A 16,234-nucleotide genomic window follows, 5' to 3' on the forward strand; every position below is an offset into this window, starting at 1 on the left:
AACCTTTCGGTCCGGGGGGAGCCGATATGATGTCGCTGGCCGTCCTTGCCTGCTGGAGTTGCGCGGGTCTGCTCGCCCACGTTTTCGTCGGTTATCCCTTGTGGATGTGGCTGCTCGCGCACGTGCATCCACGCCCGGTGCACAAGCGCGGCATAACACCGACCGTGACGGTGATCATCGCCGTCCATGAAGGCAGCCGCTACATCAAGGCGAAGCTGAAAAGCCTGCACAACATGGACTATCCGCAGGACCTGATCGACATCATCGTTGCCTGCGACGGCTGCAACGATGCGACACCCGCATTGGCGCGCCATTTCGGCGGCAGCAATACCCGAGTGCTGCGATTCCCGATACGTCGCGGCAAGGCGGCCTGCCTGAACGACGCGGTGGCGCTCGCACGCGGCGACGTGCTGTTGATGACCGATGTTCGGCAGCGGCTGTCGCCGATGGCGCTGCGCGAACTGACGGCGAATCTGGCCGACCCGACAGTCGGTGCCGTGGGCGGTGAATTGCAGATGGAAAACGTCCGTTCCGGCTTCGCGCAGGGCGTGGACGCCTACTGGCGCTACGAAAAGCTGATCCGGCAATCGGAAAGCCGCTCAGGCTCCACCGTTGGCGTCAGCGGCGCGCTGTACGCCATCCGGCGCGAACTGTTCGAACCGCTGCCGCCGGGCACGGTGCTCGACGACGTGCTCGTTCCGATGCGTGTTGCCGCGACGGGACGTCGGGTGGTGTTCGAGCCGCGCGCCATTGCCTGGGACCAGCCTTCGCAACTTCCCGAGCAGGAGCGCAAGCGCAAGATCCGTACGCTCGCCGGCAACTATCAGTTGATCCAGCTCGCGCCGTGGCTGATCGATCCCTGGCGCAACCCGCTGTGGTTCCGCTTCGTGAGCCACAAGCTGCTGCGCCTGATGGCGCCATGGATGCTGCTGCTGTTCGCATTCAGCACCGCCGCGCTGGCGACGCGTCACCTGCCCTATCTATGGCTGCTGCTGTTGCTGCTTGCCGGCGCCTCGCTGGTCGTGGTCGGGCGCGTGCTGCCCAGGCTGTCGCGCTGGTTGCCGGTGCGCCTGGCCGTGGCCTTTTACTACCTCAATCTGTTCGCTGCACAGGCGTTGATCGCCTTTACCCGCAACCGAGGGCTTCATTTATGGTGAATGACATGGAAGGCGATGGCCGCGCATCCGGCATCCGCGGTCGACTGGGCGACCTTTGCTACAGCAGCGGTCTGTTGCATTCGCTGCAGCGCGTGCGCTCCTGGTGGCAGAAAGACCTGCGCATCCTGGCCTATCACCGGATCATGCCGATACCAGATCCGGCAACCTACGATTTCGACCTCGAGTTGATCAGCACCTCGCCCGAACGGTTCCGCGAGCAGATGCGTCTGTTGAAGCAGCGCTTTCAACCGGTACGCCTCACCGATGTCGCCGCTGCCCTGGAAGCCGGCGACCCGTTGCCACCCGATGCGGTGGCGGTGACCTTCGACGATGGCTACGACGACAACTACCGCATCGCCGCCCCCATCCTGACTGAGCTGGGCATTCCCGCCACGTTTTTTGTTTCCACCGGACATATCGACAGCGGCCGTCCCTTTTCCTACGACTGGCTCGTGCACATGTTGTTGCGCACGGGCTCGCCCAGCCTGCAGTTACCCGAGCTGGGCATCGACATGGCCATGCCGGCCGATCGCCAGGCTCGTCGGGATCTGGCCGGGCGCATCCTGCTTGAAATGAAAGATCTGAGCGCACTCGCGCAGTCGGCTCTGATCCAGCGTCTCGAAAACGATTGGCGCATGCCCAGCGACGTGACACCCGACGAGTGCCGACCGATGACCTGGCAGCAGCTGCGCGAGATGCGCGCCGCCGGGCTGGAAGTGGGCTCGCACGGCGTGCACCACCGCATGCTGGCCAAGCTGCCGGACGATGAGATGGAACGCGAAGTACGCGAATCGAAGGCCACGCTCGACCGCGAACTCGGAAGGATGCCTGGCTTGATGTCCTACCCGGTCGGCGGCGATCGCGCCTTCAACGATCGTGTCGTGCGCGCAACGCGCGACGCGGGCTTCGATCTGGCGTGCTGCTACATCTGCGGCACCAATCCCAGCCCGGCTTCGAATCGGTTCTCGCTTTACCGCTTGCCGGTGGAACGCATGATGGGCCTGGGCTGGTTCGCCACCATGCTGACCCTGCCCAGCCTGATGAGCTACCAGACGGTAAGCCGCGAACCGGCTGTGCAGAGCGAGGACGCATGTACCCCCTGATCCTGCTCTATCTGATATTGACCATCGTCCGCCCGCAGGACTACCTGCCGGGCCTGGAGAACGTGCCGCTGCTGCCGGTGGTGCTGGTGCTGTCGTTCCTGGCGTGGCTGGCATCGTCCGCCAAGACCTTCGCCGCACCGCAGTTCGTGCTGCTGCCGGCATTCCTCGTCGTCCTGATGATTTCCCAGCTGACCAACGGCTGGGCCGGCGGCATGAAGGACGAACTGATCAAGTTCGGGCCGACGGTCATCGCGTTCTATATCTTTGCCGCGGGCTGCACCACGCAGCGACGCGTCACCATCGGCATGGCTGTGTTTGTCCTTTGCTCGATGATCCTGGCATTGCACGGCGTCGAGCAGGCCAAGACCGGCATGGGCTGGACCGGCATACCGTTGAGTGAAGAAGGCCGCATTCAATACGTCGGCATCTTCAACGATCCGAACGACCTGGGCCTGCTGTTCGCCGCGACCTTGCCGATGGCGGTGTTTCTGAGCCGGCGCAGCGGCTTGCTCGGCCGATGGTTCTGGCTGGCCGGTGCGTTGCTCCTGCTGTACGGCACCTACCTGACCAATTCGCGCGGCGCCCTGCTCGCCGTCCTGGTCGTTGCCGGATGTTATGTCTGGTATCGCCGCGGCCTGTTCACCGCCAGCGTGTTGGGCGTGATCGGTCTGGCCTGCATGAAGATACTGTCCTCGCGCATGCAGGAACTGGATGCCGAAGAGGAGTCCGCCGCCGGACGTGTCGATGCATGGTATTCGGGCATCCACATGTTCATGTCTCACCCGACCTTTGGCGTCGGCGCCGGCAACTTCACCGAATACAACGAGCTCACCGCGCACAACTCGTTCGTGCTGGTACTGGCCGAGACGGGTTTCATCGGCTTTCTGCTGTGGCTGGCGTTCGTTGGCTACAGCTTCTGGATGGTGCTTGCCGTGGTGCGTCACAAGCCGGACCTGACCGATCCCGCGCTGGCAACGTCATGGCGGGCCGAACGCGCGATGGCGTTGACGCTGCTGCTCTCGCTCTGCGGTCTGTTCTGCGCGGCGTTCTTCCTGAGCCGCAGCTACATGATCGTGCTGTATCTGTTTGCCGCGATGGTCACCGGCTACTACATCGGCGCAAGACAGCGACATCCAGGCCTGCCTGATCTACGGCTGTCCGATAGCGGATGGCGCTGGGTACCGGCGGCGGCAGGTGGCGTCGCGGCCTTGTTTGTTCTGGTTGCCGTGCTGTTGCGCACGACATGACGATCATCGAATTTCCAGGGAGACCGATGCCATGAGTGGCTGGTACGAAACGACGTTCCGCAAAGCGCTTTACCCGGCCTACGAAAGTGGCTTGCGCGGGCGACGTACGCTGGCCTATCTCGACGACTATCAGCACGATCAATGGCTGAGCCCGGAACGGATCGCGGCCCTGCAATGGCAACGTCTCAAGCGCCTGCTCGAACATTGCTACAACGAGGTGCCGTATTACCGCAAGCGCTGGAGGGCACTGGACATCGCACCGGCCGATATCCACAACCTTGCCGACTATGCGCGTCTGCCGGTGCTGACCAAGGCCGATATTCGCGACCATTTCGACGACCTGAAAGCCGAGTCCCTGCGCGACAAGCTTCTCTACAAGGCCACGGGCGGCTCGACCGGCGAACCGCTGCGATTCGGCTATACGCGCGAAAGCAACGACCGGCGCGTTGCGGTGATGTGGCGCGGCTACGACTGGGCCGGCTCGCGCATGGGCCGCCGTACGTTGTATCTGTGGGGCGGATCCGTGGGGGAGCCCACTCGCGCGCATCAGCTGAAGGACCGCATGTACAACGCGCTGTTCGCGCGGCGTGTGCTGAATACCTTCCACATGACCGATGCCAATATGGCGCAGTACGCGGACGCGATCGATCAGTATCGACCCGAAATCATCGTTGCCTACGTCGGCCCCTTGCTGCGTCTCTCGCAATGGCTGATCGCCAACGGGCGCAAACCCTGGCAACCCCAGGCCATCATCGGCGGTGCCGAAGCGCTGCACGATTTTCAACGCACGATCATCGAGCAGGCCTTCGGCTGCCCCGCGTACAACACGTATGGCTGCCGCGAATTCATGCTTGTCGCCGCCGAGTGCGAGCAACACCGCGGGCTCCACATCAATGCCGATCATCTGGTGGTCGAGTTGCGCAAGTCCGGCGACACCCACGCGGAGTCGCAGGCCGGCGAAGTGATCATTACCGATCTCTTCAACTACGGCATGCCGTTCGTGCGCTACCTCAATGGCGACATGGCCACCGCGTCGGACGAACAATGCGCCTGCGGCCGCGGCTTGCCGATGCTGGCGCGCGTCGACGGCCGCGTACTCGACACTATTCGCACACCGGCCGGCCATGCCTTGCCGGGTGAATTCTTCCCGCACATGCTCAAGGACGTGCCTGGACTGGCTCGCTTTCAACTGGTGCAGCGCGAGCTGGACCGGCTCGACCTTACCATCGTGCGCGGCGATGGCTTCGACGAGAACTCGCTTGCCTATATCCGACGCGAAGTCGGCAAGGTTCTGGGCGATAGCGTCCAGCTGCAATGCCACTTTACCGACGACATTCCGTTGACGCGTAGCGGCAAGTTGCGCGTGACCGTGTCCGAGCTGGCGCCATGAACATCACACACTTCGTCGAGAATCTCGACCGTGGCGGCCTGGAGCGCATGGTGCTCGAACTGGTCAAGCTGCAACATCGGCAAGGCCATCGCTGCCAGGTCGTCTGCCTCTACGAACGCGGCTCACAGGCCCATGAGCTTCATGACCTGGGCATTCCAGTCACGGCTTGCGATAAACGACAAGGACTGGATCTGCGCGCGTTGGCGCGTGCGCGGCAGCTGATACGTAACCACGCTACCGAAGTGCTTCACACGCACAACGCGGTAGCGCATTACCAGGCGGTATGGGCGGCCTATGGGCTGGGCACGCGGCAGGTCATCAATACCCGGCACGGCATGGGCAGCAACCAACGCGCGGCCCGACGCGAATGGCTCTATCGCCGCGCCTTGGCGAGTACCGACACAGTCGTGGCAGTCTGCGAAGCGGCACGTGACGATGCGATCCGGCGCGGCATCGTACCGATGGCCAAGACGCGCGTCGTCCCGAACGGAATCCAGGTCGGCAGCTTCCAGGCGGCATCGAACACCATGCGCCGACGCCTGCAGGACCGACTCGGCCTGCCCGAGCAGACACAGCTGATCGGTAACGTGGGGCGCCTCAACTGGGCCAAGGACCAGGCCGGCCTTATCCGCTCCTTCCGCCGCGTCAATGACCAGCTCCCGGACACCGCGTTGTTGCTGGTCGGCGAAGGCGAACTTCGCAAGGACCTTGAAGTCAGGGCCGCCGAAGAAGGCGTCACCGATCGCGTGCATTTCCTCGGCGATCGCAATGACGTGCACGAGCTGCTGCAGGGCCTGGATCTGTTCGTGCTCTCGTCCGTGAGCGAAGGCTATTCGCTGGCCCTGCTCGAAGCAGGCGCCGCCGCGTTGCCGATCGTCGCCACCGACGTCGGCGGCAATAGAGAAATCATTCGCGACGGCAAGACCGGACGACTGGTACCCGCGGGCGACCCGATCGTGCTGGCCGACACCATGCTTTCGCTGTTGCGCAATCCATTCGAAGCACGTGCCCTGGGCAAGTCGGCGCGCAGTTGGGTCGAACAACACGGTTCATTGGACGCCATGGCCGGCAGCTATGCCCGGCTCTATCTAGGCTCGCCCGCATGAGCGACGCGATGAAGATCCTGGTACTCACCAACCTGTTCCCGACGCCGTGGGATCCCTTGCGCGGCGCATTCAATCGCCAGCAATTCGAGCGACTCGGGCAGCGCCATGAGGTCGACGTACTGGTCGCGGTGGATTTCCGTGAACGACTGCGGCGCGCGCCGGCTGCGGTGCACGTGCCGAATGTCCGCACCGATTACTTCACCTTCGTCTATCCGCCGGGCATCGGACGCTTCCTGCATGCCTTGTTCTGGCTGCTTTGCCTGCTCTGGCAACGCGGCCGCCGGCTGCGCGCAGCACACTACGATTGCATGCTGGTGAGCTGGGCCTATCCCGACGGCGCGGCGGTGAGCTGGCTGGCCCGTCGTCTGGGCATTCCGTGCGTGCTGAAAGTGCATGGCAGCGACCTGAATGTGCAGGCCCAATACGCGTTACGCCGTCCGCAGATTCGCTACGCACTGCATCACGCCGATGCGGTCGTGTCGGTCAGCCAGGCGCTGGCGGACAAGGCCATTGCGCTTGGCGCGGATCCATCCCGGGTGCATGTGCTCTACAACGGCGTCAACCAGGCATTGTTTGCACCGGGCTTGCGCAGTGAAGCGCGAGCCCGGCTGGGGCTCGCCACAACGACACCGCTATTGCTCTATGTCGGCAATCTCAAGGCAAGCAAGGGCTGCCTCGATCTGCTCGAAGCCTTTCCGGCGGTGCTTGCCCTGCATCCGGCAGCCCGGCTGATCTATGTGGGCAATGGCCCCGACCGTGATGCACTACGCGCACGCATCGTTGCGCTGGGCTGCCAGGCGCAGGTCGAACTTGCCGGCGCGGCGGCCCACGACGCATTGGGCGACTGGTTTCGCGCGGCGGATCTGTTGTGTCTGCCCAGCCACAACGAAGGTGTACCGAACGTCGTGCTCGAGGCCATGGCCTGCGGTACGCCGGTGGTGGCGACACGCGTGGGGGGCATTCCCGAGGTCGTTCCCGACTACGCCGGCATTCTTGTCCCGCCACACGATCCTGCAGCGCTGTCCGCAGCATTGATCGAAGCGAGCGGACGGCACTGGGATCCACGCAAGATTGCGCTGCACGCGGGCGGCTTTCGCTGGGAAGACAATGTAGACCGGCTGGAACGTGTGCTGCAGGAAGTCGTCGTACATGGCACCGCGGCATGGGAGGCCCGGGTATGAATATGCGGCCGAGAAAACAACAACTGCTCGGGTTGCTGCCCGATTCGCTGGTCATGACGCACGGCGCTCGCCAGGGAAGCACCCGCTATCTGACCTTCGATGACGGCCCCGATCCGGATTACACCCCGCCGTTGCTGGATCTGCTTGCCAAGCATGGCGTGCGTGCCAGCTTCTTTCTCGTTGGCGAAAAGATCGAGCGTCATCCGCGCCTGGTTCGGCGCATCGTCGATGAGGGTCATCTGGTCGGCAATCACTCTTACAGCCATTGGTCGTTCAAGAACATGACGACCGCCAAGAAGCTTCGTGAGATCCACAGCACCGATGCCTTGCTTCAGGCGTTCGATAGGCGCAAGCATCATCTTATGCGCCCACCGCACGGCTACGTCGGAGCCGACCTGCTGTGGCATTTCGCCAGGGAGCGTCGCAGCTTTGCCTATTGGTCGTACGACAGCCTCGACTATCAGGAACGCCCGACCGACGCCCTGATTGCGCAGTTGCGCAACTCGCCGCCGCGCGCCGGCGATATCGTCCTGATGCATGACGACAGCGATCGAGCCCGAGCGGCGTTGAGTGTCATGCTGCCCGAGTGGCTGATCGATGGCTATCTGTTCGACGTACTGCCGGGGGAGGCAGGATGAATATCATTTATCACCACCGCACGCGCGGCAGGCATGTCGAGGGAGTGCATATCCGTGGCGTGGTGCACGCGCTGCGTGAACTGAAACACGACGTAACGGTGATCTCGTTCCCGGGCGCCGACCCCGAGCACGAGCCAGCCATCGCCACAAGCGCGACCCGTCGCGGGCTGCTTGCCGCGATGGTCGCCGGCCTGCCGGGCGTCCTGTTCGAATTCCTGGAGATCGGTTACAACCTGGTTACCTTGCTGCGAATGAGTGCAGCAATCCGTCGCCTGCGTCCGCAGCTTATTTACGAGCGTTACTCGCTATTCCTGTTTGCGACGGTATGGCTCGCGCGGTGGCGGCGCATTCCCATCATCCTGGAAATCAACGACTCGGCCCTGGTCGAGCGCGTGCGCCCGTTACGACTGAAAGCGCTGGCACGCCGCATCGAAGGTTGGTGCATGCGTCAATGCACGGGCCTTGTGTTCATTTCCAGCTACTTCCGCGAACAGGCCGAAACGGCGTATGGCGACATAGCCCCTGCGGTGATTTCGCCCAATGCGGTCGACCTGGCCCGCTTCGATCCGTCGCGTTTCGACCATGCCGGCCTGCGTGCCGAACGCGGGCTGACCGGACGCATCGTCTGTGGCCATATCGGTGTGTTCGCACACTGGCATGGCGTCGATGCGTTTGTGGAAGCGATCGCCGCGCGTCTTGCCGAAGTACCGCAACTGGCCCTGGTCTTCGTCGGCGACGGGCGCACCCTGCCCGCCGTACGCACGCTGGTCGCCGAACGCGGGCTAGCCGATCGCGTGCTGTTGCCCGGCCGCGTCGCCCATGACGAGATCGCCAGTTGGATCGCCTGCATGGATTACGCTGTGCTGCCCAATTCGAACCGCTACGGCTCACCCATGAAACTGTTCGAGTTCATGGGCATGGGTGTGGCCGTCGTGGCACCCGATTACGCGCCGGTGGCCGAGGTCATCGGCGACGGCCATACCGGCTGGCTGTTCCCGCAAGGCGAAACGGCCACCTGCGTGCAGCGCGTACTCGACCTGGCCACGCAGGAAGAAGAACGCCGTCGCGTCGGCGCCGCGGCACGCGACTACATTGTGCGCGAACGCCAATGGCGCAACAACGCCGAGCAGCTGCTTGGGCTGCTGCCGGCCACGGAGTCACGCTGATGTGGACGATACTGATCGCGCTGGTTATCGCGTTTGTCGTACTCGTGATCGGCCTGTTGGCCTGGGCGATTCGTGCGCGAAACATGCAGATCTGGCTAGGCAGCTATCTGCGCCGACGCCGGCCGGCTCCGGCCAAAGGGCCGGTCCATGTGATGTTCTGCTTCGTCGACCACTTCGAACCGGCCTGGGGCAAGGTCGACCTGGAAACCCAGCGCGCACGCGTCGACCGCTGGTGCCGGGACTACCGGTCGCTGGCCTCCGCTCATCGCGATGCCGACGGCCGCCATCCTCAACACACGTTCTTCTATCCGGAAGAGGAATATCTCGAGGAACATCTGGACAAGGTAGCCGCGCTCTGCGCCGACGGTTATGGCGAGCTTGAGATCCACCTGCACCACGACAACGATACGGCGGAAAACTTTCGCGAAACCATTTCGCGTTTCAACGAGCTGCTGCACGAGCGTCACGGTGCCCTGCCGCGCGACCCGGTAACCGGACAGCTGCGCTTCGGCTTTATCCACGGCAACTGGTGCCTGGACAACTCACGCGCAGACGGGCGCTGGTGCGGCATCAACAATGAGCTGATCCTGCTGCGCGAGCTGGGCTGCTATGCCGACTTCACCCTGCCCTCGGCGCCCAGCGACACGCAGACGCGTACCATCAATTCGATCTACTACGCCACCGACGACCCGCTGCGACCGAAATCGCACAATACCGGCGTGCCGGTTCGCGTCGGCGGCAAACCATCGGGCGACCTGATGATCGTGCAGGGCCCGCTCGGACTGAACTGGCGCGAACGCCGGTTCGGCTTGATTCCCCGTATCGAGAATGCCGATGTGCGGCGGGCCTGCCCGCCCACGCCGGCTCGCGTGGATGCGTGGGTGCGCACAGGCATCCATGTCGAAGGACGGCCGGAGTGGATCTTTATCAAGGTGCACACGCATGGCACGCAGGAGCGGGATATGGACACCCTGCTCGGCGCCGCGGCGCACACCATGCACGATCACCTGGAGCGGGCGTACAACGACGGTTTAAATCACGTCCTGCATTACGTCACTTCGCGCGAGATGTACAACATCATCAAGGCCGCCGAAGCCGGTAAAGACGGCAACCCCAACGCCTGGCGGGATTTCGAGCTGCCGGTACCGTCAAAGGGGATGGCCTATGCGTAGCGTGCTGATCTGCCATGCCGGCGACGATTTCGACCGCGAAGGCCTTGCCGCATGGCTGGCGTCGTTTTCTCAGCTGGCCGGCGTCGTCGTACTGCAGGAAACCTCGGCGCAGAAACGCGCCCGCGTGCGCCGCGAAATCCGGCGGGTCGGCTGGATGCGGTTCCTTGACGTCGTGGCCATGCGGCTCTATCAGCGCTTGGCGCTTGCTACCCGCGACCGCCACTGGATGCAGTGGGCCTTGACGGCCATGCACAATCGCTACGGCTCGCCACCGCAGGTTCCCGTCATCGTTGCCAGCGACGTCAACGATGCCGACGTGATGGCCTTCCTGCGCAAGGCCAAGCCCGACTTCGTCCTTGCCCGCTGCAAGCAACTGATCAAGAAGAAGCTGATCAAACTGCCACGACTGGGCTGCTTTGTGCTGCACCCAGGGATATGCCCCGAATATCGCAACGCGCATGGTTGCTTCTGGGCGCTGGCGCAACGCGATCTCGACCGGGTCGGCATGACCCTGCTCAAGGTCGATGCCGGCGTCGATACCGGGCCCGTCTATGGCTATTACCGCTACTCGTTCGACGAGCGCCAGGAATCGCATGTGGTGATCCAGTACCGCGTCGTGATGGAAAACCTCGACGCCATCGCCACGCGACTCAAGGACATCGAGGCCGGCACCGCGAAACCGCTGGATACCAGCAACCGCGCCAGCGCCGCGTGGGGGCAACCCTGGCTGACGCGTTATCTACGCTGGCAACGCGACGCCATGCGAGTCCAGACCTCATGAGCTGCGCCACGCTGATGTATCACGATGTCGTCGTCCCTGGGGCGAGCGATGCGAGCGGGTTTCCCGGCCCGGCTGCCGCACACTACAAGCTCGATGTCACCGCGTTCGCCCGCCACCTCGCCGCGCTTGCACAATCGGGCCTGTCGTTCGACTCGGTCCTGACCGAGCCGATACCCGGCGCCGTTCGCTGTCTGCTCACTTTCGACGACGGCGGCGCCAGTGCCGCCGCGGTAGCTACCGTGCTGGCCGAGCACGGCATGATCGGGCATTTTTTCATCACCACGGCGCACATCGGCACACCCGGCTTTGTCACCTACAGCGACATACTCGCGCTACGCGCGGCCGGTCATGTCGTAGGCACCCATTCGCATACGCATCCGGCAGAGATGTCCAGGCTGTCGCCCACCGTTCTTGCCTCGGAGTGGCGCTTGAGTACTGATCGCCTGAGCCACTTGCTGGGCGAACCGGTCACCGTCGGTTCGGTACCGGGCGGATTTTATTCGACCGATGTGGCAAGAGCGGCAGCCGCCGCTGGCATCCGTTACCTGTTTACCTCCGAACCCTCCACAAGCACATGGCAAGTGGATGGCTGCACCGTATTGGGCCGATACGCGCTTTGGCAGGACTCACCGGCATCGCTGGCAGTCGCGCTTGCCCTGGGCAAGCAAGGCGCCCGGCAACTGCAATGGTTGGCGTGGAATGCGAAGAAGCCGCTGAAGCGCTGGGCTCGGCCGGTTTATCGTGTAGTGCGTGGGAGTTTGTTGAGGGCGCGTTGATGTGGGGATGGCTCGCTGCGCATCGCTGCCCCCTCACCCCAACCCTCTCCCCCGGCATAGCCAGGGGAGAGGGAGCAAGTAGCGCAAGTGCGAAACACTGAGGTCACCTCGGTCAAGCTCCCTCTCCCCTGGCTATGCCGGGGGAGAGGGTTGGGGTGAGGGGGGCTTTGCACTACGCATTGCCCTATGTACACGCCGATACAACCACCGCACAGGCCCAATCAACCCAAAACAAAGCCGCGGCAACACCCCACGAACCACATACAGCGACCCACATGCGGTTTGCCGATCAGCAAGCACCCGCTTGTACTGATTATCGCCATACCCAAAATCGATAACTTCCCCAGGATAACGATCAAGCAAATCCTGCACCGCCTGAAACACCAGCGCCGCCCCCACCCCCAGCGATGCGAACTCTTCGTCATATCCCGTATCGTCGAGCAAATAGCGCCCACCCAACCGATAACCATGCACATAAGCGATCGGACGCTCACCCAACATCAACATATGACCGATAACCTGCTCTCCTGTGGACAAATGCTGAAACAGGTTGCGTCGCGCGGGCAGCTCCCAATCGATCGCCTGCGCGGATGCATGCCAGCTACGTGCATAGACCTGGTTCATCAGCGCCGCGTATTCGTCGATCTGCTCCGGACGATCAAACAGGCGCAACTCAGCCTGATCGCCCAGCTTCTTGTACACATTGCGCAGCCGCCGCGTCAGATCATTGCGCCGTTTCGAACCGAGCGTAGCCAGGTACGCCGCCGATGAGCCTTGCGGTTGGATCACCCAGTTCAGTTGATCGAGCAGATTGGCTTGGACAGTGGCGAACGTCCGTTTACCTTGCGACAACGCGGCAGCAAATCGATTAGGCAGTTCCGTTTCCTGGATCCGCATGACACGCACCGAACGATCCCGCTGCAACACGTCGGCAATCATCCGCTCGACCAGTGAACGATCGTCGGGCAATGCCACGACGCCGGCACCCAGCAAACGCCATGTCCGGCCGCGGTAGATCGAAACCCGATACTTGCCCAGCGCCAGTTGGGCGCGGTGCTGCTCCACCAGGAAGGGCGCGTAACCAATCACCTGCCCCAGCCCGTTGCTGGCAACCACCAGATGCAGGGTCGCCTCCGAACCACGCCACGCCAACTCGAACGCCAGCCAATCGGGGTGCTGGACGATGCCCGAGGCAGCGCCCGTGGTTTCGGCCAGTCGCGCCAATTCGTCGCGCGATGCATGCAACGCCACGGTGGTGCCGATCACCGTACAGGACAAGCGCGCTTCCTGAGGCGTGGTCATGGCAGAGAGTTCGCAGGAGGCCGCTGCAGGTTGTTCAAGCCCCGCATCACCATTCGTCCTGGCGGACCGAGCCGGGCGGCGATCGAGGCCATCAAGCGGAAGTCGTCACTGCTCCAGTACCCTACCCACACGCTGCCCGGCGTGAAGATGGCGACGAACACGACGCTACCGAGCAGGAATCCGTAGTGCCCCGGTGTCCATGCCGTCACCAGCCAGGCAGCCCCCGTGGCCGCCGCTCCGACCACAAACAACTTTGCCATGGCCGCCACCGGCAGACCGTGGCTGGTGGCACGGCGCAGGTAATAAATCGCCAGGCCCAGCTCGGTCAGTCGCGTTGCCGCATAAGCGAGTACGGCACCCGGCAGGCCAAGCGGAGGCACCAGCAACAGCCCGAATACGGCATTGGCGACAAGCGAAACGACCGTCACGCGCACGCGATCGGCTTGCCGGTCCACCACGGTCTGGAAGGCGCCGATCCCGTTTCCTATAAGCAGCAAGCCAGCCAGGACCAGGAAGGACTCGATCGCCGGGATGGCATCGACATAGCGGTTGCCGTACATCAAGGTGACGATCTCAGGTGTCGTCACAAAGCCAAGCCCCGCGATGATCAAGCCGACAGCCCAATAGAAACGCGTGGCCTCGGCCAGGAAATACGCCGTACGGTCGTGGCCGTGCTCGCCGAACGATTTGGCCATGTAAGGCAGCAAGGTGCTGGTCAGTCCCACCGAGAAAAGCTGCACGGCGCCGCGCGTCAGTGTCACCGCGATAGCAAAGAAACCTACCGCCGTGGAACCGCTGAACGTATTGAGCAGGAACACCTCAAAAGTACCGGCCTTGAAGGAGCCCAGCAGTACCAGCATCGCCGTCAGTCGCAGATGCCGCGACAACCGCGCACGCATCTCCACGGGGATCGGACCGGCTTCATAAGGCTGACAGTAACGACGATAGGCAAATCGGTTGATCAGATTGAGCAGCAGCGACGCAATCGCAAACAGTGCGATGAATGCCAACAGCCCTGCATGTGCCAGCGTCGCCCCGATCACCAGCACGATACCGATGGCTCCCGCACCCACCACGGCTATCGCTTCGGGCTCAAAATGTTCCTGGCCTTTCTCGATGGCCACCAGCATGCCGTAGTTGGCCTTGGCCACCGTCGCGATGACGACCAGGCCGGTCACTGGCAAGAGGAAGCCCTCCCACTCGTCCGGCCTGACGATAAAGACGACCAGCAGAAAGATCGCCATCACGATCAGCGAGCTCAGATGCTGCACCTGACTCAGGCGATAGGCGATATGCGATGCAATAGAGGTTGCGCCGGAGCCGTCGGCTTCGGCGATAAACTTGGTCGACGATGTCGTCAGGGCGTGGTTGCTGCAGGTAATCAGCCAGCCGCACAACCATACGGTAAACGCGTAACGGCCGAAGTCGGCCGGTCCCAACGCTCGTGCAATCCAGATGCTGACGACCAGGCCGAGCGCGTATTCGATATAACTCGACACCGAAACGATGGTCACGCTACGCAGTACGGCCAGACGACGATTCATGGCGTAGCCCGCCGGGCTATCGTGAGCGCAGCGCCACTACCTGGCGGCTGGCGGATCAGCCATTGCGCGACACCGCTGCCGCGGTTGTTCCAGTTGAAGCGCCGCAAGGTATCGTCGGCAGCGGCGCAGGTCTTGTCGTAGGAGGCGGCCAGGGCATCGAAACGATGCTTCAGAGCGGCGCGTTGCGTCGGGTCGCGCTCGAAGTAATAGGCCGCGGCAATCGGCAATCCCAGCTCGACGTTATGCGCGTCGCTGTACCAGCCTTCCGATTCCTGGATACCGGTGATGGCCTTGTCGGTCGCATGCGCGGACGACCAGTACCAGGCGATCTGTCCTCCGGCACCGGAACAGGGATTGCGCCAATCATGCGGATGGACCAACCGTTCCTGCGCGATCCAACCATAACGTTCGAGATACCGGCCGAAGCCGGTAATCATTTCAGGGATGCGCGGATCGTCGGTCACCAACCATGCATGCCACAGTCCGTCGATAATATTCTCCGTCATCCACGGCGAGCTGCCACGCACGTCAGTGTCGGGATTCCAGCTATCGTTCTCGTGCAGGTTCCAACTGTTGCGCCACGAGCCGTCGTTGCCCAGCTGGTCCGGATTGTTGTGCTGATGATCGTAAAGCCAGCCGACGCGCTCGTTGATGCGTTCCAGATAGCGCTTGTCGCCGGTCAGCTCGTAGCCACTGACCGTTTCCAGCAAGCCAAGCCCGGCCAGCCGTTCGGTGAAATAGTCCGAAGCATGCCGATAAGGGCCGGCACGATTGTTCCAACCGCCGTTCTGCCAAAGCGTCATCATGTGGTCGACCGTGGCCGCATCGTGCTCACTGTCGTCGCCGGTCAGGGCCAGCGAAAGCAGGATCGGTTCCAGGTAGACATATTTCACGTCGCAAGGCTTGTCGCCATAGGTCCAGCCGCCGGCGCATTGCGGGCTGATAGGCAAGCCATCGCGACGGATGTATTTCATGTAGAAGCGATAGCTGAGATCGGCCGCCTGCAGATAGTCGAAACGACCGGTGCGTATATAAGCCTTGTAAAGCGTCGAGGGACGGTCGAACAGCCAGGCCGTCGGGTCGCTCGCCGGTAGCTTCTTCGCCCATTGGAACTGCGCGGCAACGTAGCCGGCATACGCTTCGTCGGACGCGGCCGGCAGTTGCGGGCCAGCCAGCAACGAGGCGCATAGCCAGCTCGGTGTCAACGTTGCCAGTACCGCCGGGGCGCGCAACCCTTGCCCGCTGTCGACCAGCCCATCTGCATAAGGCCAAGCGGCAAGATCACGCTGTCGCGGCTGACCGAGTGCAAAATAATAAGTAGGCGGCTTGGCGTCCAAGTGCGCACGAAACTGGGCGCGCACCGCACGGACGCTACCGTCCTTGGCATACCACAACAGTGTCGCCTGGACTGCCGCGGGCACTTCCATGCCCTTGTCGTCGAGGATGCGTACAAGGCGCGCATCGCGCAGCATGCCTGGCGGAAACGGAATGCCCACCGTCACCTGGACATCGGCATCCGTCCCAGCGTTTCTGTGCAACACCATGCTTTGCTCAAGCACCACGCCTGGCGGCAAGGACGCCGGCTTCGGTGCGCTTCCCTTGGCAAAGGCACCCGCAGCCATCGTCATGGCGACGATGCCGGCTAGCAGAATCAGTATCCTTGGCATACGA

The 16,234-nt window shown here is 63.0% G+C and carries 14 protein-coding genes; 11 read left to right on the forward strand and 3 right to left on the reverse strand.

Annotated features, from left to right (window positions below; all coding sequences use genetic code 11):
* Positions 1–26 precede the first annotated feature (26 nt).
* The 11 genes from QMG46_RS16665 to QMG46_RS16715 are packed head-to-tail and all read left to right on the forward strand — an operon-like array spanning position 27 to position 11,717.
* A complete protein-coding gene (locus tag QMG46_RS16665) occupies positions 27–1,157 on the forward strand; it encodes a glycosyltransferase family 2 protein (RefSeq protein WP_281848971.1) in 1,131 nt (376 codons plus the stop codon).
* A 5-nt stretch (positions 1,158–1,162) separates the two neighbouring features.
* Positions 1,163–2,260, forward strand: coding sequence for a polysaccharide deacetylase family protein (locus QMG46_RS16670; RefSeq protein ID WP_281848972.1), 1,098 nt, complete (start codon positions 1,163–1,165; stop codon positions 2,258–2,260).
* Positions 2,248–3,507 carry an O-antigen ligase family protein gene (locus tag QMG46_RS16675; protein ID WP_281848973.1) on the forward strand — a complete coding sequence of 420 codons (1,260 nt, stop codon included), beginning with the start codon at positions 2,248–2,250 and terminating at the stop codon, positions 3,505–3,507. The genes QMG46_RS16670 and QMG46_RS16675 overlap by 13 nt, the downstream gene beginning before the upstream one ends.
* Before the next feature lie 31 nt (positions 3,508–3,538).
* The gene (locus QMG46_RS16680; protein WP_281848974.1) at positions 3,539–4,897 is read left to right on the forward strand and encodes a phenylacetate--CoA ligase family protein; all 1,359 of its coding nucleotides are present in this window, start codon (positions 3,539–3,541) and stop codon (positions 4,895–4,897) included.
* Entirely contained in the window at positions 4,894–6,003 is a 1,110-nt protein-coding gene (gene pelF, locus QMG46_RS16685) for a GT4 family glycosyltransferase PelF (protein ID WP_281848975.1), read from the forward strand. The genes QMG46_RS16680 and pelF overlap by 4 nt, the downstream gene beginning before the upstream one ends.
* Positions 6,000–7,184 (forward strand): glycosyltransferase family 4 protein, encoded by a 1,185-nt coding sequence (locus tag QMG46_RS16690; RefSeq protein WP_281848976.1) that lies wholly within the window; start codon positions 6,000–6,002, stop codon positions 7,182–7,184. The genes pelF and QMG46_RS16690 overlap by 4 nt, the downstream gene beginning before the upstream one ends.
* Complete coding sequence (locus tag QMG46_RS16695) at positions 7,181–7,822, forward strand: polysaccharide deacetylase family protein (protein WP_281848977.1); 642 nt, start codon at positions 7,181–7,183, stop codon at positions 7,820–7,822. Before QMG46_RS16690 ends, QMG46_RS16695 begins: the two co-directional genes overlap by 4 nt.
* Complete coding sequence (locus tag QMG46_RS16700; RefSeq protein ID WP_281848978.1) at positions 7,819–8,988, forward strand: glycosyltransferase family 4 protein; 1,170 nt, start codon at positions 7,819–7,821, stop codon at positions 8,986–8,988. Before QMG46_RS16695 ends, QMG46_RS16700 begins: the two co-directional genes overlap by 4 nt.
* The gene (locus QMG46_RS16705; RefSeq protein ID WP_281848979.1) at positions 8,988–10,160 is read left to right on the forward strand and encodes a hypothetical protein; all 1,173 of its coding nucleotides are present in this window, start codon (positions 8,988–8,990) and stop codon (positions 10,158–10,160) included. The genes QMG46_RS16700 and QMG46_RS16705 overlap by 1 nt, the downstream gene beginning before the upstream one ends.
* Positions 10,153–10,941, forward strand: coding sequence for a formyltransferase family protein (locus tag QMG46_RS16710; protein WP_281848980.1), 789 nt, complete (start codon positions 10,153–10,155; stop codon positions 10,939–10,941). The genes QMG46_RS16705 and QMG46_RS16710 overlap by 8 nt, the downstream gene beginning before the upstream one ends.
* Positions 10,938–11,717: a polysaccharide deacetylase family protein gene (locus QMG46_RS16715; protein WP_281848981.1), complete on the forward strand. Its 780-nt coding sequence runs from the start codon at positions 10,938–10,940 to the stop codon at positions 11,715–11,717. The genes QMG46_RS16710 and QMG46_RS16715 overlap by 4 nt, the downstream gene beginning before the upstream one ends.
* Positions 11,718–11,849: 132 nt before the next feature.
* Here QMG46_RS16715 and QMG46_RS16720 read toward each other — a convergent pair whose 3' ends face one another.
* From QMG46_RS16720 to QMG46_RS16730, 3 genes are read right to left on the reverse strand one after another with little or no spacing between them, the layout of a single operon-like run.
* Positions 11,850–13,019 (reverse strand): GNAT family N-acetyltransferase, encoded by a 1,170-nt coding sequence (locus tag QMG46_RS16720; RefSeq protein WP_281848982.1) that lies wholly within the window; start codon positions 13,017–13,019, stop codon positions 11,850–11,852.
* Positions 13,016–14,563, reverse strand: a complete 1,548-nt coding sequence (locus tag QMG46_RS16725) for an oligosaccharide flippase family protein (RefSeq protein WP_281848983.1) — start codon at positions 14,561–14,563, stop codon at positions 13,016–13,018. The genes QMG46_RS16720 and QMG46_RS16725 overlap by 4 nt, the downstream gene beginning before the upstream one ends.
* Complete coding sequence (locus tag QMG46_RS16730) at positions 14,560–16,230, reverse strand: hypothetical protein (RefSeq protein WP_281848984.1); 1,671 nt, start codon at positions 16,228–16,230, stop codon at positions 14,560–14,562. Before QMG46_RS16730 ends, QMG46_RS16725 begins: the two co-directional genes overlap by 4 nt.
* Positions 16,231–16,234: the final 4 nt, after the last annotated feature.

It is taken from the genome of Dyella sp. GSA-30, from assembly GCF_027924605.1.
Lineage (GTDB): Bacteria > Pseudomonadota > Gammaproteobacteria > Xanthomonadales > Rhodanobacteraceae > GSA-30.